Annotated in this window: 22 protein-coding genes and 2 riboswitches; of the genes, 8 read left to right on the top strand and 14 right to left on the bottom strand. The window is 64.1% G+C overall.

Going from position 1 to position 25886, the window contains the following annotated elements:
• The first annotated feature begins 27 nt into the window (after positions 1–27).
• Complete coding sequence (locus tag ACLFLU_RS27455) at positions 28–645, top strand: hypothetical protein (RefSeq protein WP_426407889.1); 618 nt, start codon at positions 28–30, stop codon at positions 643–645.
• Here ACLFLU_RS27455 and ACLFLU_RS27450 read toward each other — a convergent pair.
• The gene (locus ACLFLU_RS27450; protein ID WP_426414089.1) at positions 642–875 is read right to left on the bottom strand and encodes a hypothetical protein; all 234 of its coding nucleotides are present in this window, start codon (positions 873–875) and stop codon (positions 642–644) included. The two genes, ACLFLU_RS27455 and ACLFLU_RS27450, sit on opposite strands and share 4 nt — an antisense overlap.
• Positions 875–1897, bottom strand: coding sequence for a methionine synthase (locus tag ACLFLU_RS27445; RefSeq protein ID WP_426407888.1), 1023 nt, complete (start codon positions 1895–1897; stop codon positions 875–877). The genes ACLFLU_RS27450 and ACLFLU_RS27445 overlap by 1 nt, the downstream gene beginning before the upstream one ends.
• A gap of 197 nt (positions 1898–2094) precedes the next feature.
• Between ACLFLU_RS27445 and ACLFLU_RS27440 the strand changes: the two genes are divergently transcribed.
• Both ACLFLU_RS27440 and ACLFLU_RS27435 read left to right on the top strand, forming a co-directional pair.
• Entirely contained in the window at positions 2095–2703 is a 609-nt protein-coding gene (locus ACLFLU_RS27440) for a 2-hydroxychromene-2-carboxylate isomerase (protein ID WP_426407887.1), read from the top strand.
• Positions 2703–3680 (top strand): NADPH:quinone oxidoreductase family protein, encoded by a 978-nt coding sequence (locus ACLFLU_RS27435; RefSeq protein ID WP_426407886.1) that lies wholly within the window; start codon positions 2703–2705, stop codon positions 3678–3680. Before ACLFLU_RS27440 ends, ACLFLU_RS27435 begins: the two co-directional genes overlap by 1 nt.
• Positions 3681–3832: 152 nt before the next feature.
• Here the strand turns inward: ACLFLU_RS27435 and ACLFLU_RS27430 are convergent, their stop codons facing one another.
• From ACLFLU_RS27430 to ACLFLU_RS27390, 9 genes are all read right to left on the bottom strand, one after another.
• Positions 3833–4723, bottom strand: a complete 891-nt coding sequence (locus tag ACLFLU_RS27430; protein WP_091966264.1) for a crotonase/enoyl-CoA hydratase family protein — start codon at positions 4721–4723, stop codon at positions 3833–3835.
• 180 nt (positions 4724–4903) lie between these two features.
• Positions 4904–6325 (bottom strand): amidase, encoded by a 1422-nt coding sequence (locus tag ACLFLU_RS27425; protein WP_426407885.1) that lies wholly within the window; start codon positions 6323–6325, stop codon positions 4904–4906.
• Positions 6318–7490: a M20 aminoacylase family protein gene (locus tag ACLFLU_RS27420; protein ID WP_426407884.1), complete on the bottom strand. Its 1173-nt coding sequence runs from the start codon at positions 7488–7490 to the stop codon at positions 6318–6320. Before ACLFLU_RS27420 ends, ACLFLU_RS27425 begins: the two co-directional genes overlap by 8 nt.
• 27 nt (positions 7491–7517) lie before the next feature.
• Positions 7518–9023: a M81 family metallopeptidase gene (locus ACLFLU_RS27415; protein ID WP_426407883.1), complete on the bottom strand. Its 1506-nt coding sequence runs from the start codon at positions 9021–9023 to the stop codon at positions 7518–7520.
• A gap of 293 nt (positions 9024–9316) precedes the next feature.
• The gene (locus tag ACLFLU_RS27410; protein WP_426414088.1) at positions 9317–10981 is read right to left on the bottom strand and encodes an ABC transporter ATP-binding protein; all 1665 of its coding nucleotides are present in this window, start codon (positions 10979–10981) and stop codon (positions 9317–9319) included.
• A gap of 29 nt (positions 10982–11010) precedes the next feature.
• Positions 11011–11898 carry an ABC transporter permease gene (locus tag ACLFLU_RS27405; protein ID WP_426407882.1) on the bottom strand — a complete coding sequence of 296 codons (888 nt, stop codon included), beginning with the start codon at positions 11896–11898 and terminating at the stop codon, positions 11011–11013.
• Between the two features lie 19 nt (positions 11899–11917).
• Positions 11918–12859 (bottom strand): ABC transporter permease, encoded by a 942-nt coding sequence (locus ACLFLU_RS27400; RefSeq protein WP_426407881.1) that lies wholly within the window; start codon positions 12857–12859, stop codon positions 11918–11920.
• Between the two features lie 181 nt (positions 12860–13040).
• Complete coding sequence (locus ACLFLU_RS27395; RefSeq protein WP_426407880.1) at positions 13041–14354, bottom strand: D-amino acid dehydrogenase; 1314 nt, start codon at positions 14352–14354, stop codon at positions 13041–13043.
• Positions 14355–14421: 67 nt separating this feature from the next.
• Positions 14422–14533, bottom strand: a riboswitch (glycine riboswitch).
• Between the two features lie 3 nt (positions 14534–14536).
• A riboswitch (glycine riboswitch) is annotated at positions 14537–14641 on the bottom strand.
• 94 nt (positions 14642–14735) lie between these two features.
• Complete coding sequence (locus tag ACLFLU_RS27390) at positions 14736–15866, bottom strand: M20/M25/M40 family metallo-hydrolase (protein WP_426407879.1); 1131 nt, start codon at positions 15864–15866, stop codon at positions 14736–14738.
• A gap of 267 nt (positions 15867–16133) precedes the next feature.
• Here ACLFLU_RS27390 and ACLFLU_RS27385 point away from each other — a divergent pair, with 267 nt between their 5' ends.
• The 3 genes from ACLFLU_RS27385 to ACLFLU_RS27375 all read left to right on the top strand — a co-directional run bounded on the left by ACLFLU_RS27385 (position 16134) and on the right by ACLFLU_RS27375 (position 21330).
• Positions 16134–17744, top strand: a complete 1611-nt coding sequence (locus ACLFLU_RS27385) for an ABC transporter substrate-binding protein (protein WP_426407878.1) — start codon at positions 16134–16136, stop codon at positions 17742–17744.
• Positions 17745–17884: 140 nt separating this feature from the next.
• Positions 17885–19492 carry an ABC transporter substrate-binding protein gene (locus ACLFLU_RS27380; protein WP_426407877.1) on the top strand — a complete coding sequence of 536 codons (1608 nt, stop codon included), beginning with the start codon at positions 17885–17887 and terminating at the stop codon, positions 19490–19492.
• 257 nt (positions 19493–19749) lie between these two features.
• On the top strand, positions 19750–21330 hold the full coding sequence (locus ACLFLU_RS27375) for a glycosyltransferase family 39 protein (RefSeq protein WP_426414087.1): 1581 nt from the start codon (positions 19750–19752) through the stop codon (positions 21328–21330).
• Between the two features lie 9 nt (positions 21331–21339).
• On the opposite strand, the gene ACLFLU_RS27370 is transcribed toward ACLFLU_RS27375, so the two are convergent.
• The 3 genes from ACLFLU_RS27370 to ACLFLU_RS27360 form a co-directional block, all read right to left on the bottom strand.
• Positions 21340–21480 (bottom strand): hypothetical protein, encoded by a 141-nt coding sequence (locus ACLFLU_RS27370; protein ID WP_426407876.1) that lies wholly within the window; start codon positions 21478–21480, stop codon positions 21340–21342.
• A gap of 55 nt (positions 21481–21535) precedes the next feature.
• The gene (locus tag ACLFLU_RS27365; protein WP_426407875.1) at positions 21536–22786 is read right to left on the bottom strand and encodes a multidrug effflux MFS transporter; all 1251 of its coding nucleotides are present in this window, start codon (positions 22784–22786) and stop codon (positions 21536–21538) included.
• Positions 22787–22908: 122 nt separating this feature from the next.
• Positions 22909–23505: a TetR/AcrR family transcriptional regulator gene (locus tag ACLFLU_RS27360; RefSeq protein WP_426407874.1), complete on the bottom strand. Its 597-nt coding sequence runs from the start codon at positions 23503–23505 to the stop codon at positions 22909–22911.
• A gap of 88 nt (positions 23506–23593) precedes the next feature.
• Here ACLFLU_RS27360 and ACLFLU_RS27355 point away from each other — a divergent pair, with 88 nt between their 5' ends.
• A complete protein-coding gene (locus ACLFLU_RS27355) occupies positions 23594–24373 on the top strand; it encodes a crotonase/enoyl-CoA hydratase family protein (RefSeq protein WP_426407873.1) in 780 nt (259 codons plus the stop codon).
• A 138-nt stretch (positions 24374–24511) separates the two neighbouring features.
• The gene (locus tag ACLFLU_RS27350; RefSeq protein WP_426407872.1) at positions 24512–25819 is read left to right on the top strand and encodes a hypothetical protein; all 1308 of its coding nucleotides are present in this window, start codon (positions 24512–24514) and stop codon (positions 25817–25819) included.
• The last annotated feature ends 67 nt before the right edge of the window (positions 25820–25886 follow it).

Genomic DNA, 25886 nt, shown 5'->3' with positions numbered 1-25886 from the left:
CGCTCGCAATGACGGGTGGAGGTGGTCATGCCCCTGCAAAATCGTGTGACACCGACCGGCGACATCATCGCCACCCCGCATCGCGGCCTGTTCACCGGCAATCGCGGCATCATCCATGATCCCGCGACGAAGACGCTACTGAAGAAGCGCTGGTCGACGCCGGCCTGGCTCACCTGCACCTGCGAATTCCGCGGCCGCCGCCGCGAGGTGATGGCACAGCGAAGCTGGACCGAGCTGTTCTTCCTCGACGAGGCTACCGCGCTCGCCGCCGGACATCGCCCCTGCTTCTACTGCCGCCGCGACGATGCCAATCGCTTTCGCGCCGCGTGGGAGAAGGGCAATCGCGTGCACGATGTCCGCATGCACGACATCGACACGATGCTGCACCACGAGCGGCTCGATCACGGCAAGAAGCGGTTGCACGCGCTGCTGGTGCCGCTCGAGCAGCTTCCCGACGGCGCGATGCTGCAGCAGGGCGAGGAAAGTTTTCTGGTGACGCGAGGCAGGGCGCTGCTGTGGTCGGCAGCGGGATATGCCGCGGTGGAGCAGCAGCCTGACGAAGCAACGCTGCTGACGCCGCCATCGACACTACGCGCAATGAACGCAGGTTATCAGCCTGTGCTGCATCCGACCGCGCGCTCCTAGCGCAGCGGCTTACCCTCTTCATCCACGGTCGTCCGCGCATCGCGCAGCGCCCATTCGCGGATCACCTGTCGGCAGCGGGTCAGCTCGGCTTCGCTCACAGCGTTCGCATCCTTCTGCGCACGCTCCACCATGGCCTTGCAGTTCAGCAGCACCGAGCGGTCCTCCGCCTGCGCCGGCGGCGTGAGCGCTGCCAGCGCGACGACCGCGAGTGCCGGGCGAATCGCCACCATCAACCGAGCTTCTCCCGTGCCAGCGCGGCGCCTGCGCCGAGCGCCATCAGCTTGGCCTCTGCGATCTCGCGCCGCATCGGCGCCATGCCGCAATTGGTGGTGGCGATGATGTTGCTCTTGGGCACGAATTTCGACACCGCATCGATCACCTTGACGACGTCCTCGGCCGTCTCGACCGTATCGCTGGCGACATCGATCACGCCGGCCTGCACGATCTTGGTCTTGAGCATCGCGAGCAGATCGAGCGGCACCTTCGAATTGCGGCACTCGATCGCGACCTGCTCGATCGGGCTCGCATCGATCGCCGGAAAAATCTGCTCATACTGCCGCCACTGCGCGCCGAGCGTCTCCTTCCAGTCGGTATTGGCCTTGATGCCGTAGCCGTAGCAGATGTGGACGGCGGTGGCGCAGGTGAGGCCCTGCGCAGCGCGCTCCAGCGCCTTGACGCCCCAGTCGTTGACCTCGTCCATGTAGACGTTGAAGGCGGGCTCGTCGAACTGGACGAGATCGACGCCGTCGGCCTGCAGCGCCTTGGCTTCCTCATTCAAAAGCTCGGCGAAAGCGAAGGCCATCTTGACGCGGTCGCCATAGTAACGATCGGCGATGGTGTCGATGATGGTCATCGGGCCGGGCAGGGTGAATTTCAGCTTCTTCATCGTGTGCGTGCGGGCGATGCGGGCCTCGTCGGCGTGGACGCGGCCCTTCAGCCGGAGCGGCGCGACCACCTGCGGCACCATCGCCTTGTAGCGATCTTTCCGGATGCCCATCTCGACCTTGTGGGCGAAGTCGATGCCCTCGATCTTCTCGAGAAAACCGTGAACGAAATGCTGCCGGGCCTGCTCGCCTTCGGTGACGATATCGATCCCGGCATCCTCCTGGACCTTCACCGCAAGCATCGTGGCGTCGCGCTTGGCACGTAGCAGCTCGTCGCCTTGCGACTTCCAGGGCGCCCAGAGCATATTGGGCTCGGCGAGCCATTCCGGCTTGGGCAAGGAGCCGGCGATCGTCGTTGGAAACAGCATGGGTCCCTCCCGGCGGGTTGTGATTGCACCTCTGTCTGCCATGTCTTAACGTCGAGGTATAGAACAACAAAAGTTGCCCTCTATTCCAGCGGCGACGACGAAGCAATTCAGACTGTTTCCGCGGGAAGATTCTGGATTGTTTCGCTTCGCTCGCAATGACGGGGGAGCGAGCGGGACGAAACACCAAAGGAAACGCCATGATCGAATTCTTCTTCGACTGTTCCAGCCCGTGGACCTATCTCGCCTTCCACAACATCCAGCCGCTCGCCAAGGAGCTCGGCGTCGAGATCATCTGGCGGCCGATCCTGGTCGGCGGCATCTTCAATACGGTCAATCCGAGCGTCTACGCACAGCGCGAGACGCCGGTGCCGCTGAAGGCGCGGTACATGAAGAAGGACCTCGCCGACTGGGCGCGCTCGGCCGGCCTTGCGATCAAGATGCCGCCGACGGTGTTTCCGGTGAATAGCGTCAAGGCGATGCGCGGCTGCATCTGGCTGGGCAAGGAGATGGTGCCGTTCGCAACTGCATTGTTCGAGACCTATTGGGGCGCTGACAAGGACATCTCGCAAGATGCGGTGCTGGCCGAGATCTGCAAGAAGGTCGGCATCGACGAGCAGAAGTTCTTTGCCGGCATCTCGGATCAGGCAATCAAGGATCAGCTCAAGGCCAACACGGAGGAGGTCGTTGCCCGCGGCGGGTTCGGCTCGCCGACGATCTTCGTCAACAAGACCGACATGTATTTCGGCAATGATCGCCTGCCGCTGATCCGCGAGGCGTTGATGCGCAGCAAGGCGAGCGCGGCCTGATGGTGCGGGCTGTCGTCTGCCGCGCGCTCGGCGCGCCCGAAGCGCTGCTTTTGGAAGAGTTTCCGTCGCGCGCCCTGAAGCCGGGCGAGGTTCGCGTCGCGATCCGCGCCGCCGGGCTGAACTTTCCCGACGTGCTGATGGCGGCCGGCGAATATCAGCTCAAGCCCGAGCTGCCGTTCACGCCCGGCATGGAAGCCGCCGGCGACGTGACCGAAGTCGGCGCGGAGGCGAGCGGCGTCGCCGTCGGCGACAAGGTCATCGTCAAGATGCGCCATGGCGCGTTCACGGACGAAGCCGTCGTCACGCCGTCGCAACTCACGCCGCTGCCATCGAATTTTGACTATGCCGAGGGCGCGACCTATCTCGCCGGCCACGGTACCGCCTATCACGCGCTGATCGATCGCGGCCGGGTCGAGCCCGGCGAAGTGCTGTTGGTGCATGGTGCCGGCGGCGGTGTCGGGCTTGCGGCAGTGGAGATCGGCAAGATGCTTGGCGCGACTGTGATCGCGACGGCCTCCAGCGACGAGAAGCTGGCGATTGCCAAGGCGCGCGGCGCCGATCATCTCGTGCGCTACGATCGCGAGCCGTTTCGCGATGCCGTCAAGCGCATCACCGATGGCCGCGGCGCCGACGTCGTGTTCGACCCCGTCGGCGGCGAGGTGTTTGAGAATTCGATGCGTTGCATCGCCTGGGGCGCGCGGCTGCTGGTGATCGGCTTCACCGGCGGCATCGGCTCGGCCAAGACCAATCTTCTCCTCATCAAGGGCGCCAGCGTGCTCGGTGTGCGTGCGGGCGAGGCGGTGCGGAAAAATCCCGCGCTTGGCGAAGTCCGCCTGAAGGCGCTGTTGCAATGGGCGGAAGAAGGGAAGCTCCGCCCGAACATCTCGCACCGCTTGCCGCTCGCGGATTACGCCAAGGCGATGCGGTTGTTGCTCGACCGCAAGGCGATCGGGCGTGTGGCGCTAGTGATGGAGTAAGAACGTAGGGTGGGTTAGCCCTGCAGATTGCGCGAAGCGCATCTGCTCGGCGTAACCCACCACTTCTGTGACCGTGGACACGAAAGAGGTGGGTTACGCCTAGCGGTTTGCGCTTTGCGCAATCCGCGGGGCTAACCCACCCTACGAGAGCGTCACTTATACTCCCGCTCCGTCCACCACGGAAAATAATCCGGCATGTCGCTGGACACCTTGTTCTTGAACTGCGCCGGCCGCTTCTCCAGGAACGACACCACGCCTTCCTTCACATCGTCCGAGCGGCCGCGGGTGTAGATGCCGCGGCTGTCGACCTTGTGGGCTTCCATTGGATCGTCGGCGCCCATCATGCGCCACATCATCTGGCGGATCAGCGCCACCGACACCGGCGCGGTCTTGGCGGCGAACTCCTTGGCGAGCGCGCGCGCGGTCGGCAAGAGATCATCGGGGGCGACGACCTTGCTGACGAGGCGGCCGGCGAGCGCTTCCTGCGCCGGGAAGACGCGGCCCGAATAGCACCATTCCAGCGCCTGCGAGATGCCGACGATGCGCGGCAGGAACCAGCTCGATGCCGCCTCCGGCACGATGCCGCGCTGGGAGAACACGAAGCCGAAGCGCGCAGCGTCCGATGCGATACGGATGTCCATCGCAAGCTGCATGGTGACGCCGATGCCGACGGCGGGACCGTTCACAGCCGCGATGACAGGCTTCAAACATTTGAAGATGCGCAAGGTCACCTGGCCGCCGCCATCGCGGACCTGCGGGTCGCTGTAATCGACCTTGCCGTCGGCAAAACGCTTCACCGGCCCGCGCCGCGCGTCGCGGTCGAAGGTGTCGGCACCGGAGGAAAGGTCTGCACCCGCGCAGAAGCCGCGGCCGGCGCCGGTGACGATGATGGCGCGGACGTTGTCGTCCTTGTCGGCGGCATCGAACGCGTCGATCAGCTCGGCCTGCATCTGCGCGTTGAAGGCGTTGAGCTTGTCGGGCCGGTTCAGCGTGATGGTGAGGATCTGCTCGGCGACCTCGTATTTGATCGTCTCATACGCCATGAGTGGTTTCCTTCCTTGCTTATTTATCGCTTTCTCTAGCACGTCATTCCGGGGCGCGCGAAGCGCGAGCTACGGTGCGCAATTGCGCACCTGAGAATCCATTTCTCCACACTACTTGTGCGGATGAATGGATTCCGGGCTTGCGCCAAGAGGGCGCAACCCGGAATGACGAAGGTGCGATTATTTTGCCGGCGGCTTGGGCCAGGGCTTCTGCGGGCCACGCAGGCCCTCGAAAGCTTTGGCCATGCCGAGCACGCCGATATCGTCGAAGCGTCGGCCGACGATCTGCACGCCGATCGGGAAACCCTTGGAGTCGAAGCCGCCATTGACGGAGACGGCCGGGTTCTCCGACATATTCCACGGCACGGTATAGCAGATGTGTTCGAATGGCCTCATCGGATCGTTGGTGGGTGAGGCCCAGTCCGCCGCATAGTTCACGTTCGGCGCGGTCGGTGAGATCAAATAGTCGAGCTCGCAGAACAGCTTTGACGCCGCCGCGCGGATCGCCATGGTCTGGTTGAAGCCGCGGATGACGTCGACGCCCGACAGCTTGGCGCCGGACGCGCCCCATTTGAAGATATAGGGCAGCACCTTTGCCTGTTCGGCCGGCGAGAGCTTCGAAAGGTCGTCCCACATCCTTGCGCGCCAGAAATTGTCGAGACCATCGAGCATCTCGCGCGTGAGGATACCGTCGACCTCGGTGACGACGCTGCCTGCGGATTCGAACGCCTTTGCAGCGTTCACCGCGACCTCGCGGACCGGCTTTTCCGCCGGCAGGCCGACGCCGGCATCGAGCATCAGGCCGATCCGTAGTTTGCGCGGAGACTTCTCCAGGCCCTTCCAGTTCAAGGGCTCGGCGGGCAGGCTCATGCCGTCGCGCCGGTCGGGCTTTGCGATCACGCTCATCATCAGTGCGCAATCGTCGACCGTACGGGTCATGGGGCCGGCGACGCGGCCGACATAGGCGGGGTCGATCGGGACGCGACCGAAGCTCGGCTTCAGTCCGACGAGACCGCACCAGCCTGCGGGCAGGCGCACCGAGCCGCCGATATCGGTGCCGAGATGCAGCGGGCCATAGCCGGCGGCCGCAGCAGCGCCTGCGCCGGCACTGGAGCCGCCGGGATTCTTGGAGAGGTCCCAGGGATTGCGCGCGAGCGCATGAAACGAGGAGAGCCCCGAGGACAGCATGCCGTAATCGGGCATGGTGGTTTTCGCGAAGATGATCGCACCAGCCTCGCGCAGACGCGCGGCGGGCGGGGCATCCTTCTCGGCCGGCACGAGCTTGACGCTCGCGGCCCCCAGCGGCACCGGCACGCCCTTGGTCGCGATATTGTCCTTCACCGTGACAGGAACGCCGTCGAGCGGACCTGATGGTTCGCCTCCGGACCAGCGCGCGGTCGAGGCCTTCGCGGCCTCGCGCGCGCTGTCCGGATCGAACGCATAGAGCGCCTTGAGGTGCGGTTCCCACGCAGCGACATGCGCAAGCACGTCCTCCAGCACCTCGCTCGGCGAGAACTGTTTTGCACGATAGCCCGCGATCAGATCGACCGCGGACAGATCATGCAGCGAGGTGACCGCCTCTTCGACGCTCCTTTTATGCATGGGCACCCACCGGCATGCGTGTCTCGATGATGCGGGCGAACATGCTGGCGCCGATCGGCAGGATCTTGTCGTCGAGCACGAAGCCGGGATTGTGCACGGGCACCGAGCCGTCGTGGCCGACCCAGAAATAGGCGCCGGGAATGGTCTGCAGCATGTCGGCAAAGTCCTCGCTGCCCATCTTCGGCTGGCTGCGGGTGATCACCTTGGCCGGATCGACGATGGTGCGGGCGACGTCCTCGACCACCTTGGACTGCTCGACCTGGTTGACCAGCACGCCAAAGGTATCGCGGATGTCGACGTCGATCTCGCACTGATAGGCGCTCGCGATGCCGGCGCAGATCGTGCGGATGCGTTGGCTGATCAGGGCGCGGACTTCATCCGAGAAGGTGCGGATGGTGCCGCAAAGATGCGCTTCGCCGGGAATGACGTTGTAGGCCGAGCCCGCATGGATCTGGGTGATCGACACCACCGCAGCCTGGAGCGGCTCGACGTTGCGGCTGACGACCGTCTGGATCGCCTGCGCCAGCGTGGTCGCGATGATCACCGCGTCCTTGGAGCGCTCGGGCATCGCGCCATGCGCGCCATAGCCGGTGATGCGGAGGTCGAAGAAGTCGGCGCCGGCCATCGCCGGCCCAGGCAGGATGGCGATCTCGCCGAGATTGAGGTCAGGCGCGTTGTGCAGGCCGTAGAGCTCGTCGCACGGAAACTTCTCGAACAGGCCGTCCTTGATCATTGCGCGGGCGCCGCCGAGGCCTTCCTCGGCCGGCTGGAAGATCAGGTGCACCGTGCCGTCGAAATTCCTGGTCTCGGCGAGGTAGCGCGCGGTGCCGAGCAGCATGGTGGTGTGGCCGTCATGCCCGCAGCCGTGGAAGCGGCCGGGGATTTTCGAGCTCCATTTCAGGTTGGTGTTCTCCTCCATCGGCAGCGCGTCCATGTCGGCGCGCAGGCCGATGCGCTTGCCGCCAGAGCCCTTGCCCTTGATGACGCCGATCACGCCGGTGCCGCCGAGACCGCGATGCACCTCGACGCCCCAGCTCTTCAGCTTGTCGGCGACGATGCCGGAGGTGCGGACCTCCTCGAAGCCGATCTCGGGATGGGCGTGGATGTCGCGGCGGATGGCGGTGAGTTCGTCGGCGTAGCCGTCGATGCGGTCAATGGTGGGCATGTGTCCTGTCCGGTTGGCGTGACTTGATCAGCGAGACTTGGGCGTGAAAGCGGGTCCGTTCGGCTTGATGCGGATGCCCGGCCGCAGGCGCGTCCAGGGCAGCGTGGCAGTGTCGGCCGGCATTGCGCCGGGCGCGGCGCAGATCATCAGCTTTTCGGCGATCGGCTCGAAGTCGGCGCGGAAGTGCACCGAGCTTTTGTTGACCAGAATCTTCTCTGCCGTCGGCTCGATGCCGACATAGCGATACATCGCCTGATCGGCGAGCTGGGCCTTGTGCGAGGAGACGACGACGCGGACATCGCCGATGCGCAAGGCCGCGGACGGGCCCATCTCCATCTCGCGGCCGCCATAATAGGGGCCGGGCGCGATGAAGCGGCCGTCGGAGAGTTTTTCGACGACGAAGGTCTCGCGATAGGGCTCGTCGCCGGGAATGCCGGACTTGCCGCCGAGCGCGAGCGTGACGGTGGCGCCGACGCCGGCTTCATGCGCGGCCTTGGCCGACTGGGGATCGTAGATCGCGCCGGTTGCAGCACTTGCCTTGTTGCGCACCAGCGCGCGCAGCATGCCGGTGGTATCGGAATCGCCACCGGCTCCGGGATTGTCCTGGGTGTCGGCGATGATGATCGGCTTGCTCGCGCTCTTCGCAAGTTCGATTGCGTGGCGCACGCCGTCATCGGGCGACCAGATCTTGCCGTCGAAATCGTTCTCGTGGCTTTCGATCAGCTTGACGATCGCATCTGCCGCGCGGTCGGCATCTCCTTGCGTCTTGCCATAGGCAAACACGCTCGGCCCGCAATCGCGGAAATCGGCGGCCGGGAAACCCGGTGCGAAAGAGAGCGTCGGAACCGCGTCGCTCTCCAGCGCGGCGAGCTTTTCGTAGATGCCTTTGGTCGGAAAGTCGTTGGTGCATTGCCAGCTGATCGCGATCAGGAACGGCAACTGGCGGAACGACTTTGCGAAGCGCTGCTTGGTCTTCAGCAGCAGTGCGAGGTGCTTTGCCGAGGCGCGGCCGGTCTCGGCCATGTCGACATGCGGATAGGTGCGGTAGGCGATCAGCGCATCCGCGTGTTCCATCATCTCGGGCGTGACGTTGGCGTGCAGGTCGAGGCTCGCGACCAGCGGAACATCCTTGCCGATGACGCGGCGCACGCGTGCCAGAATCTCGCCTTCGCCGTCGTCGAGATGCTCGGTCACCATTGCGCCATGCAGATCGAGATAGACCGCGTCGAGAGGGCCGGCGGCGGCAATGCCGTCGACCATCACCTTCACGATGCGCTCGAAGGCGTCCTTGGTGACGTGCGCCGAGGGGCTCGCGGCGCAGGCGATGGTCGCGATGAGTTCCCAGCCGTTGGCTTCGGCGCTGTCGACAAAACCGGCGAGGCCGACATTGATGCGCCGCATCACCTTGAGCACGTCAGCACCTTCAGTCATCGCCGGCCAGCCGCCGCCATGCTGGAAGTCCGCGAACGTCGCCTTCGTCGGAGCGAAGGTGTTGGTCTCGTGCAGGAAGCCGCCGACGGCGATACGTGTCATTAATCGAAGCCCAGCGTTAGAAGTTGCGTGAAATTAGACATGGGCTTGCGGCGAGAGCAAGCGAGGAGCCCATGCCGCCGCGCATAGGGTCAGATCGTTTTTGGGCATGCTGCGGATGCGGTGAGAGTCACTCCGCCAACCAAACCCTCGGTGTCGTCCCGGCGAACGCCGGGACCCATAACCCCAGGGAGGAGTGTGGCGAAGACTGGTCGTTCGGGACTAGCACCGCATGCGATCGATCGATCTCGCGGTATGGGTCCCGGCGTTCGCCGGGACGACACCGGTGAGTGTTGCTACAGAGCGGCCGCCACACCCTCCGACACCGGCCGGAAATTCGCAAAGTCCCAGCCGCGGCCGGGCGCTGCTTCGAGCAGGGCCCGCGTGTAGGCCTCCTGCGGATGCGTCAGCACTTCGGCAGCCGGGCCCTGTTCGACGACACGGCCGTGTTGCATCACCACGACCTCGTCGCAGATTTGGGCTGCGACGCGCAGATCGTGGGTGATGAACAGGATGGCGATGCCGAGCCGCTTCTGGATCTCGTCCAGCAGTTCCAGCACCTGCGCCTGCACGGAGACGTCGAGCGCGGAGACCGCTTCGTCCGCGACCAGCACATCGGGATCGAGCGCGAGCGCGCGCGCAATGGCGATGCGCTGGCGCTGGCCGCCTGAGAACTGGTGCGGATAGCGCGACACCGCGTCGGCTGGCAGCCCGACCAGCTCGAGCAGCTCGCGTGCCCGCTTCATCGCATTGGCATGCGAGACGCCGTAATTGATCGGGCCTTCCGCGATGCTCTCGCCCACGCTGACGCGCGGGTTGAGCGAGCGGTAGGGATCCTGGAACACGATCTGGATCTTCTGCCGGTGCGGCTGCAGCAAGCGACGCGAGATGTCGGAGATTTCGCGGCCGGACAGGCGCACGCCGCCCGAGGTCGGATCGATCAGGCGGACGATGCAGCGTGCCACCGTCGATTTGCCCGAGCCGCTTTCGCCGACGATGCCGAGCGTGCGGCCCTTGCGCAGCGTGAGCGTCACCTTGTCGGCGGCGACGACCTCGCGGCCTTTGCCGAAGAAGGCACGCTCCTTGTAGACCTTGCTGAGGTCGTTGGCTTCCAGCACCACCGGTTCCTTGGTCTCGGGCCGTGCTGCCCGGGGCACCAGGCTCGGCACCGCAGAGAGCAGGTTGCGGGTGTACTCCATGGTCGGATTGCGCAGGATGGAATTGAGCGTGCCGGTCTCGACCAGCCGGCCCTGCCGCATCACCGCAACGCGGTCGGCAATCTCGGCGACCACGCCCATGTCATGGGTGATGAACAGCACCGCCGTGCCATGATCGCGCTGAAGGTCGCGGATCAGGGTCAAAATCTGCTTCTGCGTGGTGACGTCGAGCGCGGTGGTCGGCTCGTCGGCAATCAGCAGCTTCGGCTCCAGCACCAGCGCCATCGCGATCATGATGCGCTGGCGCTGGCCGCCCGAGAGGCGGTGAGGATAGGAGGCGAAGATGCGCTCGACCTGGGGCAGGCGCACCTGCTCCATCATGTCGAGGATGCGCTTCTTGCGCGCCCTGGCGTCGAGATCGGTGTGGGCGCGCAGGACTTCGTCGATCTGGCGGCCGACCGGCACAACCGGATTGAGCGCGGTCATCGGCTCCTGGAAAATCATCGCCATCTGCGTCGCGCGCAGCTGGCGCAGGCGGCGGTCGGTCGCGGTGAGGATCTCCTCGCCAACGAGCTTCACGCTGCCGCCGGTCGGAACCAGCGTGCCCTTTGGCAATAGCCCCATCGTGGTGAGCGACGTCACCGACTTGCCCGAGCCGCTTTCGCCGACAAGGCACAGCGTCTCGCCTTCGCTGACCTGGATCGAGATGCCGTCGATGATCTTCGCACCATTCGGCTTCTTGCCGATGGAGACGACGAGGTTGTTGATCTCGAGGACTGGGGTGGTCATCACTTGATCGGTCATCACTTGATCGGTCATCACTTGATCGGTCATCACTTGCCTTCCCGCTGCTTCATGCGCGGATCGAGTGCGTCGCGGGCGGCGTCGCCGATCAGATTGATGCTGAGGATGGCGATCGAGAGCAAAAGGCCCGGCCAGAAGATCAGCGTCGGCTTGAGCTGAAAATACTGGCGGCCCTCGGCCATGATGTTGCCCCAGGTCGGCGTCTCCGGCGAAATGCCGGCGCCGAGGAAGGAGAGGATCGCCTCGGTAAGGATCGCGGACGCACAGACATAGGTGCCCTGAACGATCAGCGGCGCGATCGTGTTCGGCATCAGATGCCGCCACATGATTTTTGGCAGCGACGAGCCGACCGAGATCGCTGCTTCGACGTAAGGCTCTTCACGGGCAGACAGCACCACCGAGCGCACCAGGCGCGCCACGCGCGGAATTTCAGGGATCGTGATCGCGACCAGCACAGTCCAGATGCTGGCGCCGGACAGCGACACCACGGCGATGGCGAGCAGAATGCTCGGCATCGCCATCAGGCCGTCCATGACGCGCATCAGGACGGAATCGATCAGCTTGAAGAAGCCGGAGACAAGACCGATCGCAAGGCCAATGACGATCGAGAGGATGGCCGAGCCGATGCCGATCAGCAGCGAGACACGGCCGCCATAGATGACGCGCGACAACAGGTCTCGGCCATAGGCGTCGGTGCCGAGCAGGAATTGCGCCGACGAGGGCTTGAGTCGCAGTGACGGCGCCAACTGGATCGGATCATGCGGCGCGATCAGCGGCGCCAGGACCGAGACCAGCACGATCAGCGCGAGCAAGACTGTTGCCGTGGCGATGATCGGCGTCGAGGTGAGGAAACCGAAGCGCGGCCGCAGCGGCGACGTGATCGGAATGGACGACTGGGGAAGGGTATCGACTGACATGTTTGTCCTTGTCCTTGCCTCAGTACCGGATCCGGGGATCGAGCAGCGTGTAGGCTACGTCGATCAGGAGATTGACGACGACGTAGATCAGCGAGGTCAGCAGGATCATCGCCTGGATCACCGGATAGTCGCGGGCCAGCACCGCATCCACCGTGAGACGCCCGATGCCGGGGATGTTGAACACGCTTTCGGTGACGACCACGCCGGAGATCAGAAGCGCAAAGCCGGTGCCGATCACGGTGATCACGGGCACGGCGGCGTTGCGCAGCGCGTGCCGCATCATCACCGCGACTTCGTTGATGCCCTTGGCGCGCGCCGTTCGCACGTAATCCTCGCCGAGCACATCGAGCATCGCCGCGCGCGTCATGCGCGCGATCAGCGCGATGTAGATGAAGGAGAGCGCGCAGGTCGGCAGGATGATGCGCTCGAAGAACTGGCCGAAGCCGGCCGAGATGCTCTTGAAGCCCTGCACCGGCACCCAGCGCAGGTCGATCGCAAACACCTCAATGAGGACATAGCCGACCACGAACACCGGCACCGAGAAGCCGAGCACGGAAAGGCCCATCACGAAACGGTCGATCCAGGTGCCGTGCTTCCAGGCCGCAACCACCCCTAGGGGCACGGCGACGATGACGGCGAGGATGATGGTCGACAGCGCGATCGAGATCGACGGCTCGACGCGCTGACCGATCATCTTCATGACCGGCAGGTTGGAGATCAGCGACGTCCCGAGATCGCCGTGCAGCAGTTTGCCGACCCAGGTGATGAACTGCACGATCAAGGGCTCGTTGAGGCCGAGCGAGGCGCGAATGCGCTCCAGCCGCTCCGGCGTCGCATTGTCGCCGGCGAGGATCGCGGCGGGATCGCCCGGCGTCAGCCGCAGCAGCAGGAACACGAACAGTGCGACGACGCCCATCACGGGCACCGCAGCCAGAACGCGGCGAATGAGATAACCTAGCATGCACCTATCTCCGGCTGCGGAACTTGCGACGCCTTGATGCGCCGGTGGATTCTGTCGTGTCTATCATGCGCGCCTGTCGTTCGGGCTGGAAAAGCCGGCCGGAGAGCCGTCTTGGTGGGGCAAATTGTGTGCCAAGGGCAGGGCGGTCGCAAGGGGCCGCCCCGCATCGATTTGTGACCACTCAGGATGCACGGCGCATCTCGCGCTCAACCCCAAGTTCTCCCCGAAGTGAAGGGACGGTCGGCGGTGCGTTGAGCCCGCGCCAGCCGTCGATGGTTCCGGCAATCATCTGCGCGGTCGCGGCCGACAACGTCCAGCCGAGATGGCCGTGGCCGGTGTTGAAGAACACGCCGGGCATCCGGCCTGCGCGCACCACCGGCATCATGTTCGGCATCATCGGCCGCAGTCCGGCCCACGGAATAATGCGGGACGTCTCGACATCAGGAAAATTGCTGCGCACCCAGTCGACCAGCGGCTGCACGCGGTCGGCGCGGATGTCGCGGTTGAAGTCGTTGAACTCGGCCGTGCCGGCGACACGAAAGCGATCGGCGCCGAGCCGGCTGGTGACGATCTTGGCCGCTTCGTCGAGCAGGCTGACGGTCGGCGTCGCGTTGCGGCTCTCGGCGGTGTCGAGTTGTACGGTGATCGAGTAACCCTTCACCGGATAGACGTTGACGCGTTCGTCGAGCAGGGCGGCGAAGTGACGGCTGGCAACGCCGGCGCAGACCACGACGCCATCGACCTTCAGCATGCCGCGCGCGGAGGCGACCGCGTCGCTTGTGGAAAGATCGGCCCAGCCGAGCACAAAGCCGCCACCGGCTTGCGCGATGGAATCGATGTTCGCTTCATGGATGAAGGTTGCGCCGCGACGCTTGCAGGCCTCTGCCAGCCCGCGCGTGAACTTGTGGATGTCGCCGGTCGCATCCGACGGCGTGAAGAAGCCGCCGTAATAATCCTTGCGCAGCGTCGGCTCGATGCTGCGGATTTCCTCCGGCGTCACCGGGCGCCGATCGAGGCCGCCTTCCTGCAGCAGCGCATTGACGCGCAGGCCGGACTCAAAGCCCTTCTTGTCGTGATAGATGTGCAGGATGCCGCGGCGTTCGAGATCGAAGTCGATGCCTTCGCGCGTTGCGATCTCGAACAGATGCTTGCGGGCTTCGATCGCGAGCCGCGTGGTTTGAATCGTGTTGGCGCGGTAGTTGCCGATATTGGCGACGAACTCGCTCATCCACGAATATTTGTGCCAGTTCGGCCGCGGGTTCATCAGCAGCGGCGCATCGCGCCGGAACATCCAGCGAAGGCCTTTCAGGATCGTCGCGGTGCTGTTCCACACCTCGGCATTGCTGGCGGAGAGCTGTCCGCCGTTCGCAAACGAGGTCTCCATCGCGGCGTAGCGATGCTTGTCGAGCACCGTTACTTTGTAGCCGCGTTCGAGCAGGGCATAGGCGGTCGTAACGCCGGTGATGCCGGCGCCGATGATGGCGATATGGGTCATGTTGAGTTGGGGCTCCCGTGAGTTAGAGACGGCTAACCGCCGGCCCGAAAGCCGTTGGCGGCGCCCCATCTGTCACGGTTACCTGAGAGCTTGATCCGACAGAGACCTCGCGAGGTCTCCGTGGACTATCCCCTTCGGTGGACGTCACGACGATCAAATCGTGCCGTCTCTCTCCAGATCGTCCTGACGATACAGTCCTTTTGCCTGAGAGTTTCCGGGGCGGTTGCTCCGTCGGCGCCGCAACGAAAGCTGGATGCCTTCGTTGCGATCTCTCCCGCATCGTCGCGTGGACCATCGAGCAGTACGATGCGCCTCATTTTTAGACAAGGCTAAATTTCAACCGCGGCTGCCAATGCATTGTGCAGTGCGAAGGTGATTCAATTAATCCAGCGTCGCCAGCAAACCGGCCATCAGGCGACTACGTTCAACCAGACTATCGACCTCGATGAACTCCTCGAGCGTGTGGCCGTTGCCGCCGCGCACACCGAGACCATCGAGCGTCGGGATGCCCATCGCGCCCGTAAAGTTGCCGTCGGATCCTCCGCCCGAGCTCGCATGCGGTAATTCCGCGCCAAGAGATTTGGCGATGCCGCGGGCCTTGTCATACAGCGCCATGGTGCCGGCATCCGGCTCCCACACCGGCCGCGTCACGCCGCGCGTCACCTTGAAGGAGACGTCATTCGCTGTGCCTGAGAGTGCCAGCATCCGCTCGACGCCGCGGTCGAGATCGGCCTGGCGCTTGGCCATGGAGAGCGCCTCGCCGGTGGCGGTCGTTGCAACGCAATTGACCCACTGTCCGCCATGCACGACGCCGACCGAGAAGGTGCAGTCCTCCGTCGTCATCGCGTCGATCGCAAGAATCTGCCGCGCCATCTCGCGGATCGCCGAGCGTCCCGCCGACAATGTCGCGCCGGCGTGGCTGGGCCGCCCCGTCGCCTCCAAATTGAATCGCGCGATGGCGTAGCGTCCGGTGGTGACGCCGTTGTCGGCGCGGCCGGGCTCGGGCACCAGCACATATTTGTTGCGCGCAGCTTCCGCCTCGATGATGTCGCGCGTCGAGGGCGTGCCGACTTCCTCGTCCGGCGTGAACAGAATGGTGATCGGCAACGGCGTGGTGAAAGAGGCGTGCACCAGCTGCCGGATCGCTTCCAGCGAGAGATAATTGCCGCCCTTCATGTCGTAGATGCCCGGGCCGTAGCACTTGTTGCCCTCGCGGCGCCATTTCAGCTTCTCGATGGTGCCGACCGGGTGGACGGTATCCATGTGGCCGGCGATCAGGATGCCCGGCTCGCCTTGCTTCGGATGCGGGAAGCGCGCGCGGACGACGCCGCCGAAGCCCTGCCGGCCGGCAATGCGTTCGATGGTCGCACCCATGATCGCCATATCCCGCGCTGCGATATCGAGCATGCGGTTGACCGCGCCTGCGTCCCAGGTCGGGCTTTCGCATTCCACCCAGGTGCGCAGGCCCTCGAGCATCGCCTCGGAATCGAAGGGAAGATTGGCTGGATTCATCTTAATGTCTCTCAAGCTTCGAAAGATGGAATGCGCATTGCATCAGCGCGGCAGGACAAGCGGGGAGAGTTGTAGAGCCAAACTGATCTTTGTGGAGCCCGTGCATGCGATGCCATGGGCTGCACCGAAACCGGATTGACGCGCTCAAGACTGTCTGCAAGTCTCGAAAGACAAAGGCATTGCATGAGGTTAGTTCGCCTAAGGAACGACCCTTGTGCTCAACCAATGACCCGCCTTTGAACAGTTTCACGTCAGGAGAAACTTTTTATGCTGAGCTTGATGCGCCGGGGGCGTCGCGCGTTCGCCTCCAAACTTGCGCTATCGGTCGTCGCGCTTGCAACGGCAATGGCCTCGCCGGTGTTTGCAGCAGGCAAGACCATCACCGCGGTGATGCATTCGGATCTGCGCATCATCGATCCGATCCTCACCACCGCTTACATCACGCGTGACCATGGCTACATGGTCTACGATACGTTGATCGCGACGGATTCGAACTTCAAGATCCAGCCGCAGATGGCGGACTGGAAGGTCTCCGACGACAAGCTCACCTACACCTTCACGCTGCGCGACGGCCTGAAGTGGCATGACGGCACACCGGTGACGGCGGAGGACTGCGTCGCCTCGCTGAAGCGATGGGCCGCTGTCGACGGCATGGGCCAGCAGATGATGACCTTCACGGCCAGCATCGAGGCGACCGACGCCAAGACCATCACGCTGAAGCTGAAGGAGCCCTACGGCCTCGTGCTGGACTCGATCGGCAAGCCGTCCTCGCGCGTGGCCTTCATGATGCCGAAGCGCCTCGCCGAGACGCCGCCGGACAAGCCGATCCCCGAGCAGATCGGCTCGGGTCCGTTCAAGTTCGTGCAGGGCGAATTCCAGCCCGGTGTGAAGGCGGTCTATGAGAAGAACACCGACTACGTGCCACGCAAGGAGCCGTCGAGCTGGACCGCCGGCGGCAAGGTGGTGAAGGTCGATCGTGTCGAGTGGATCACGATGCCGGACTCGCAGACCGCGGTGAACGCGCTGCAGTCGGGCGACATCGACTTCATGGAAGTGCCGCCGTGGGATCTGCTCCCCGTGCTTGAAGGTAATCCCGACCTCAAGGTCGAGGTGCTGAACAAGTTCGGCTACCAGACGCTTGGGCGTATGAACTTCCTCTATCCGCCGTTCGACAATCCGAAGATCCGTCGTGCAGCCTTCCTGGCGATGAACCAGAAGGACGTGCTCGACGCGCTGGTCGGCAACCCGAAGTACTACAAGATCTGCGGCGCCTTCTTCATCTGCGATACGCCGTTCGCAACCGACGTCGGCTCCGAATCGCTGGTCAAGGGCAACGGCATGGCGGAGGCCAAGAAGCTGCTCGCCGAGTCCGGCTATGACGGCACGCCCGTCGTGGTCATGGTGCCCGGCGACGTCGTGACGCTGAAGGCGCAGCCGACCGTCGCGGTGCAGCTGCTCCGTGAGGCCGGCTTCAAGGTCGATGCGCAGGCGACCGACTGGCAGACGGTGGTGAGCCGCAGAGCCAGCCAGAAGCCCCCGAAGGACGGCGGCTGGAACATGTTCTTCACCAACTGGGTCAGCGCCGACGTGTCCAACCCGATCTCGAATCTCTCGATCGGTGGCCAGGGCAAGAAGGGCGGCTGGTTCGGCTGGGCGGAAGACGCCAAGATCGAGAAGCTCAAGGACGACTTCGTCCGTGCTGCCTCGCTCGACGATCAGAAGAAGATCGCGACCGAGATCCAGAAGGAAGCCTATGACCAGGTGATCTATGTGCCGCTCGGCCAGTATCTGGCGCCGAGCGCTTGGCGGAAGTCGCTCTCTGGCGTGATCGACGGCCCGGCGACCCCGGTGTTCTGGAACATCGACAAGTCCGAGTAAGGCCAAGCCCAAGTAAGCGAAGGCGCGTTCGCGCGCGTTCCGTCCCGATCATTACGCGGCGCCGCTGTCATCAGCGGCGCCGCTCGCCAGGAGAATTCGTCGGCAGACCTCGTCAGCAAGAACTCGTCAGGAGAACTTCAATGTTCCAACTCATGCGCCGGGGGCGTCGGGCGTTCGCCTCCACACTTGCGATCTCAGTCGTGGCGCTTTCGACACTGGCCTCGCCAGCTCTTGCCGCGGATAAGACCATTACCGCCGTGATGCATTCGGATCTGCGCATCCTCGATCCGATCTTCACCAGCGCCTATATCGCGCGTGATCATGGTTACATGGTCTACGACACGCTGATCGCGACGGATGCGAACTTCAAGATCCAGCCGCAGATGGCGGACTGGAAGATTTCCGACGACAAGCTGACTTACACCTTCACGCTGCGCGACGGCCTGAAGTGGCATGACGGTGCCCCGGTCACCGCGGAAGATTGCGTTGCGTCCCTGAAGCGCTGGGCCGCTGTCGACGGCATGGGGCAGCAGCTGATGCTGTTCACCGCCAGCATCGAGGCGACCGACCCCAAGACCATCACGCTGAAGCTGAAGGAGCCATACGCGCTCGTGCTGGAATCGATCGGCAAGCCGTCCTCGCGGGTCGCCTTCATGATGCCGAAGCGTCTCGCCGAGACGCCGCCGGAGAAGCAGATCCCCGAGCAGATCGGCTCTGGTCCCTTCAAGTTCGTGCAGAATGAATTCCAGCCCGGGGTGAAGTCGGTCTACGTCAAGAACACCGACTACGTGCCGCGCAAGGAGCCGGCAAGCTGGACCGCCGGCGGCAAGGTGGTGAAAGTCGACCGCGTCGAATGGATTACGATGCCGGACGCGCAGACGGCGTTGAATGCGCTGCAGTCGGGCGACATCGATTTCATGGAAAATCCGGCCATCGAAATGTTGCCCACCATCGAAGCCGACAAGGAGCTCAAGCTCGAGATCCTGAACAAGTTCGGATTCCAGACGGGCGCACGGATGAACTTCCTCCATCCGCCATTCGACAACGTCAAGGTCCGCCGCGCAGCACTCCTGGCGATCAACCAGAAGGACGTGCTCGATGCTCTGATCGGCAATCCCAAATACTACAAGACTTGCGCCGCGGTCTTCATCTGCGACACGCCGTTCGCGACAGAGGTTGGCGGCGAGAGCCTCGCGAAGGGCGGCGACATTGCTGCGGCCAGGAAGGCGCTCGCCGAGTCCGGCTACGACGGGACGCCCGTCGTACTCATGGCGCCGGGCGACGTGCTGACGCTGAAGGCTCAACCGATCGTGGTGGCCCAGCAACTGCGCGAGGCCGGCTTCAAGGTCGATCTGCAGGCGACCGACTGGCAGACGGTGGTGAGCCGGCGCGCCAGCCAGAAGCCCCCGAAAGAGGGCGGCTGGAACATGTTCATCACAAACTGGGTCAGCGCCGACGTGGTCAATCCGATCTCCAACGTCGCGGTCGGCGGTCAGGGCAGGAAGGGCGGCTGGTTCGGCTGGGCGGAGGACGCGAAGGTCGAGCAGCTCAAGGACGCCTTCGTTCGCGCGGCCTCGCTCGATGATCAGAAGAAGGTCGCGACCGAGATCCAGAAGGAGACCTATGACCAGGTCCTCTACGTCCCGCTCGGCCAGTATCAGGCGCCGAGCGCATGGCGGAAGTCGCTCTCCGGCGTGATCGACGGCCCGGCGACCCCGGTGTTCTGGAACATCGACAAGTCGGAGTAAGCCGGAACAGGGGAAAGGTGCGTCCTGCACCTTATGATCCCGATCATCACGCGGCGCCGCTGTCATCAGCGGCGCCGTTGTCTTTTGGCGGTTCTGTGTCAGCGAGAGCTGGGGGCCTTTTTAACTCTTCCAGACACCGATCATTGCTATTTGTTTCCAAACTGAAATAGATGGTTCGTCCTCGGACATCTCTTTCCCCCCATCGATTTGAATCCGTTGATTTGATCCCCTTGCCGATCGATTTTGCATTCCAGGCGATGGCCGAACGGTCGGATCGCGCGCCGGCGCGCTGGCGGCGGCCGCTATTGCGCTGGCTTGATGGCGTGGAGGCAGGCTGGGCTGTCCCGCTTCTCATCGCGTGCTTCGTTGTGGTCTGGACGCTGTATCTCGCCATCGCCTATGCCGGCAGCGGCCTGCATCCCGATACGCTCGAGGCCTGGACGCTGGGACGGAATTTCGCCTTTGGCTATCACAAGCATCCGCCGCTGATGGGCTGGATCGCAGCCAGCTGGACCTCCGTCTTCCCGCTAAGCGACTGGTCGCTGCAGCTGATGGCGATGGTGAACGTGGGCCTCGCGCTGGTCTTCGTCGATTGCGTCGCGCGGCAATTCGTGACCGGGCACAAGCGCATCCTGGTGCTGCTGCTTCTGATGCTGACGCCGGCCTATCAATTCCACGCCCAGCGCTTCAACGCCAACGCCGTGCTGCTCGCGACGTGGCCGCTCGCCACATGGTGTTTTCTGCGCGCGTTCGAGACCCGCAGCGTGTTCTGGGCGGCCGCGGTGGGATGCGCCACGGCACTCGCCATGGTCGGCAAGTATTATTCGGTCTTTCTGGTCGCAAGTTTCGCATTCGCGGCGTTGGCGCACCCGGCGCGGCGCGCCTATTTCACGTCCGCGTCGCCCTGGATTTCGGTCGTCACCGGGCTCGCGGTGCTGTCGCCGCACATCTACTGGCTCGCGACCACGGGCGCATCGACCTTCACTTACGCACTGAACCACGCCAACGGCAATGTCGTCAGCGCGCTCGGTGAAGTGAAGAATTTCCTGCTGGGACTCGCGGCGGCCATCAGCGTCGCTGCCGTGCTCTGGGTGTTCATCGCTGGCACGCGCCTCAAACAATTTCCGGCCGACTTCGCCGCGATGAGCCCGGGCCTTCGGCTACTCTTCTACGTGGCCATCGGCACCATCGCTCTGCCGGTCCTGACGTCGCTTGCTATGGGCACGGATCTGCCGTCGCTATGGGCTTTTCAGGGATTGTTCATGTTCGCCGTGCTGATCGTCTGCGGCGCCCGTTATCCCGTCGAACGCTTCTACACCGTCAATGTCGCGGTCATTGTCGCCGGCGTTGGGCTCGTCGCCGTGCTGGTTGCCGCACCAATCCATGCCGTCTATCGCAATAGCCACGGTTATGAAGAAGGACGGAATCTTTACGCGCAAGCAGCGGGCGAGCTCACCCGGCAATGGCGCGAACTGACCGGCGAGCCGCTCGGCGCCGTCAGTGGCGACGATTCGCTCGCCTTCGCCACGGCCTTCTACAGTCCGGATCATCCGCACTACGCGCGGCCGTTCGAGTACCAGTACCATTGGGGCCTGCCGCGCAAGACGACGCTCGATCGCGGCTGGGCCGCGCTCTGTTTCCGTGGCCAGGATTATTGCGGCCGCTGGATGGAATGGGTCTCCGCGCGCGCCGGGAATTTTGTCAAGCGGGAATTTACCGTGCAGGCGTCCCTATGGGGCCGGCCCGGCCTGAGCCGGGATGTGGTGGTGCTGATGGTGCCGCCGCGTGCGAACAGCGCCGCGCAGGATTTCAGTGCCAGTAAGCGAAGTCCGGAGTAGGGCGATTCCTTAGCAGTGGCTGTCGCGGATCTGCTCGAGCCCTTCGCTGGCAAAGGGTGGGTTGACGACGGCTTGTCGGGCAGGCGAGGCCGACTTCTCTGTCTGCCGTGCGTCCTGATCGTGACGTTCGTCGTGCTGTTCCAGTTCCATTCAAGCCGCCTCTCGTAAATGCTGCAGGACAACATCGAGACGGCTGCAAAGTTCCTCACACGATCGGGCGATGATGCGGCTTGAACAGCCGTCCCTTCTCCACCACCAGAACAATCGCGAGCGCTGCAAGCGTCGACAGGAAGAATCCGATTGAGAACGGCAGCAGCGTGCCGTCAAAACTCTGGCCGATCGCTGTTCCGACCACGATGCCGATCAGCGTCGTGATCGAGCCGTAGAGCGAGGAGGCCGTGCCGGCGATGTGGCCCTGAGGCTCCATCGCGAGCGCGGTGAAATTGGCGACCATCATGCCGAACGAGAACATCATCAACGCCGACAGCACCATGAACAAGGGAAGCGGCAGCACGCCGAGGATCTCGGTCAGCAGCATCACGCCGGCCACCGCGGCGTAGAGCGTCAGCGCGCCGTGCGAGATCACGCGCATGCCGAGCGTGCCGACAAATCTGGCGTTGAGGAAGCCGGCGACGGCCGTGCCGGCCGCGATCGCGGCAAAGGCGAGCGGGAAATAGTGGCCGAGGTGATAGATGCCGGTGAAGACCTGCTGCGCGGAGAATACGAAGGCGAATAGCGCGCCCATGACGGCGCCGGCGGCCGTTGCATAACCGATGGTCTGGCGGTTGGTGACGGTCTGGCGGAAGGCCGAGAGCACGTCGGCGGGCGCCAGCGATCTGCGTTCGGACTCGGGAAGGGTCTCAGGCAGCCGCAGCACGGACCATGCGAGCGCGAGCACGCCGTAGAGCATCAGCACGACGAAAATGCCGCGCCATTGCGTGACCAGCAGCACGGCCTGTCCGAACGAGGGCGCGATCACGGGCACGGCGATGAAAATCATCATGGCAAGCGACATCACGCTCGCCATGCGGCGGCCGGCATAGCAGTCGCGCACGATCGAGGTCGCGATCACGCGCGTCGCCGAGGTGCCGAGACCTTGCAGCGCGCGGGCGAGCAGCAGCGTCTCGAATGAGGGCGCCGCGACCGCCAGCACGCTCGCCACCGCGTAGACGGCCATGCCGCCGAGCAGCACCGGCCGGCGCCCGAACCGGTCCGACAGCGGGCCCATGACAAACTGGCCGGCGCCGAAGCCGATCAGGAAGGTCGACAGCACGAGCTGGAGATGATTGGCGTTGGGAATGCCGAAGGCCGACCCGATATTGGGCAGCGCCGGCAGCATCATGTCCATCGCGAGCGGATTCAGCGCCATGATGGACGCGATCACGATAACGAATTCGGGAAAACCCATCGGACGGTGTCCCGAGGACACCCAGTCGTCGGCATTGACGTCGGACAAGCAGCTCACCTCTGATTTCAGAGGCCATATCTAATGCCCATGCTGCATTGCACAACCCATGTTTTGGGATGGCTGTCAGGCGGGGCAGGGGACGGACAACAAATGGTGAAGACGTCGCCAGCTCAGACAGCCCGAGATCGACTCGCGCCACGCGCCTGCTCGACCAGCTCGAGCGCCAATCGTCCGGCCGTGTCGACATAATCGAGATCGCGATGGATCAGCATCACGGTCGTGGCGCCGTCGAGCAGGATCACGATCTGTCGCGCAAGCGACCCCGCAGCGTGAATGCCGTGGCCATGCAGTTCTGTCTCTAACCACGCTTCAAAACGCTTCTTGTGGGCCGCGCCGGCCTTGACCGCAGGGTGCGCCGGCGTGTTGGCGAGCTCGGCGATCGTGCGCAGGAAGCCGCAGCCGCGCCACCGCGGCGTATCCACCGATTTGCCGAGCTTGGTGAAGAGACCGCGGACCTTGTCCGCCACCGTGCCGTCAGTCTCGGCGAACCAGCGCATGTAGAGCTCCAGCGTCGGCTGGTCCCGGGCTGCGATGGTCTCGGCGACAAGCTCGTCCTTGCTGGTGAAGTGATAATAGAGCGTCTTCTTGGTGACGCCCGCCTTCTCGGCGACGGCATCCATGCTGACCGCCCTGATGCCCTCGCCATAGAACAGGCGCGTCGCCGCGACGACGATCTGCTCTCGTGTGGTGTCACCTCTTGCTGCCATCGGCGCAATGTATACCGCCTAGTGAGTATACACAACCGAACCGCTGTGGCTCATTTCCGCGCCTGTTCGACCTGGAAGGAGCCTGCACTTGCCTGATCTCGTACTCTCGGAAACACGCGGCGCCGTCGCTCTGCTGACGTTCAACCGTCCGAACAAGCTCAACGCGCTGAGCTACGCGCTTATTGATCAGCTGATGACAATGCTCGATCGCATCGAGGACGACGAGCGCGTTCGCGCGATCGTGCTGACCGGCGCCGGAGATCGCGCCTTCTCGGCGGGCGCCGACATCGCCGAATTCTCCGAGAGCGTGAAGGCCGGTCCTGATGCCGCGGCAAAAGCCTTCGTGCGGCGCGGGCAGGCGATGACGGCACGCATGGAGGCGTTTCCGAAGCCGATCATCGCCGCCGTCAACGGCATCGCCTTCGGCGGCGGCTGCGAGATCACGGAAGCGGTGCATCTCGCCGTCGCCAGCGAGCGGGCCACTTTTGCAAAGCCCGAGATCGCGATCGGCATCACGCCGACCTTCGGCGGCACACAGCGCCTGCCGCGGCTTGCAGGCCGCAAGCGGGCGCTGGAATATCTTCTGACCGGCGATTCCTTTTCGCCGCAACGCGCGTGCGAGATCGGATTGATCAACCGCATCGTGCCGCACGAGCAGCTTCTGGATGTAGCTCTCACGCTGGCTGATCGCATCACGCGGCATTCGCCTCTGGCGGTGGCCCGGGTCATCACCGCTGCCACCCGCGGCCTCAACGTCTCGATCTCGGAGGGCCTTGCCATCGAGAGCGAGCAGTTTGCGCGCATGGCGGCGACGCAGGATACCCGTGAAGCGCTGGACGCCTGGCTGGCCGCCCGCGCGTCGCGGTAGGTGCGATTTGGAAACCAGTGATTCACCATAACGGCGGGGACAACCCATCGGGGAGATGAATCCGCAACGCATCCTGTTCAATGTGGCCCGATCGAACGCCGGATCAGGCGCCAAGGGAACTTTGGGATCAGGCAGGACGTGTCCGACATCACCGGAACAGCACGATGGTCGGGACCGTCGGCCGAGATGGCCGGCAAGCGCAACGCCTGGCTTGCCTGCCTGATCGCACTGGTGGCGGTGCTGGTGTTCGGCAATCTCGCCAACTATGCCGCGCCCGATACGAATTACGGCTGGGACCTTCGCGTCAACTGCGCCGCGGTCCATGCGCATGTCGATGGGCTCGATCCGTATTACGTGAAAAATCTGAAGGGCACCAAGTTCTCTTATACCTATCTGCCGGCGACGCTGGACGCCTTTCGTCCGCTGTGCGCAGGCGGCTTTCTTGTCGGCCATCACCGCGGCGTCTTTCTCGCCATCGCCGTGCTCTGCGGCCTGGTGCTGCCCGGGATCGGCCGCACACGCAGCTTGCGTGACGTGGCGCTGAGGGGACTTTACGTGCTCGGCGCGTTCGTCGGTTTCGAATGGGTGCTGGCCTCCGGCAATTTCGCGATCCTGGGCGGCGGACTGACCGCTGCAGCACTTGCCCTTCTGCTTCGCTCCGCGAAGCTCGACGATCGGCATGATGTCCTTCGTATGGCAGGGGCGGCACTGCTTGGCCTCGTCATGTCGTTCAAGCTGGTATTTTTCCCGTTGCTGGCCGCGCTCTATCTCCTGCCGCTGTCGCGGCGGCGGAAACTTGTCCTGATGACGGTGGCGGGCCTCGGCTTCGTGCTGCCGATCCTGATCTCGGTCGTCTTCTATCCGGGCTTGTTCTCGAGCTGGTTGCTCGCGATCACGGGCGGGATCCCCGGTCAGCTTTCGGTCCAGATCGAGGAGCCCAATCCATCGCTGCTGCTGTTGGCGCAGGCCATCGTGGACCGCATGGGACTTGCCGACAGCAAGCCGCTCGTGTTCGCCATTTACGCCCTGGCGGCAACCGCGTTCGTGCTCGCACCGCTCGGCTGGTCGCTGCTGCGCGCGATCCGCAACAACGGGGGATCGTTACTGCGACGCCTCGACCGCTGGCTGATCGATCATCCGCAGGCCGCGATGCGGATCACGGTGCTGGCGATGTACGGCCTCTATCTCTGCTCGCCGCGCCTGAAGGAATATGCGTTTCTCGAGCTCGCGGTCTACGGCGCCGTCCTGATCGTCGATCTTCCGGCCGCAGCCCTTGCAGCCGTGCTGACCATCGGCGTTGCCGTTCCGACGCTGGTCTCGATCACGGGGACCACGATCGAAGGTGGCTTTGTCCAGCTCGCGGTCGCACTCGCCTGCTTTTGGATCCTGTTGCTCGATTTTCGAACCGAGCCGGAATGCCTCGAGCGGAAGGCCGTGCGTCCATGACGAGTGTCGCCCCGTCCGGAATAGCACGATGGTCGGCACCGCCAGCCGACATGGCCGGCAAGCGCAA

It is taken from the genome of Bradyrhizobium ganzhouense, from assembly GCF_049949285.1.
GTDB classification, from domain to species: Bacteria; Pseudomonadota; Alphaproteobacteria; order Rhizobiales; family Xanthobacteraceae; genus Bradyrhizobium; species Bradyrhizobium ganzhouense.
This window is presented reverse-complemented; position numbering and strand designations above follow the sequence as displayed.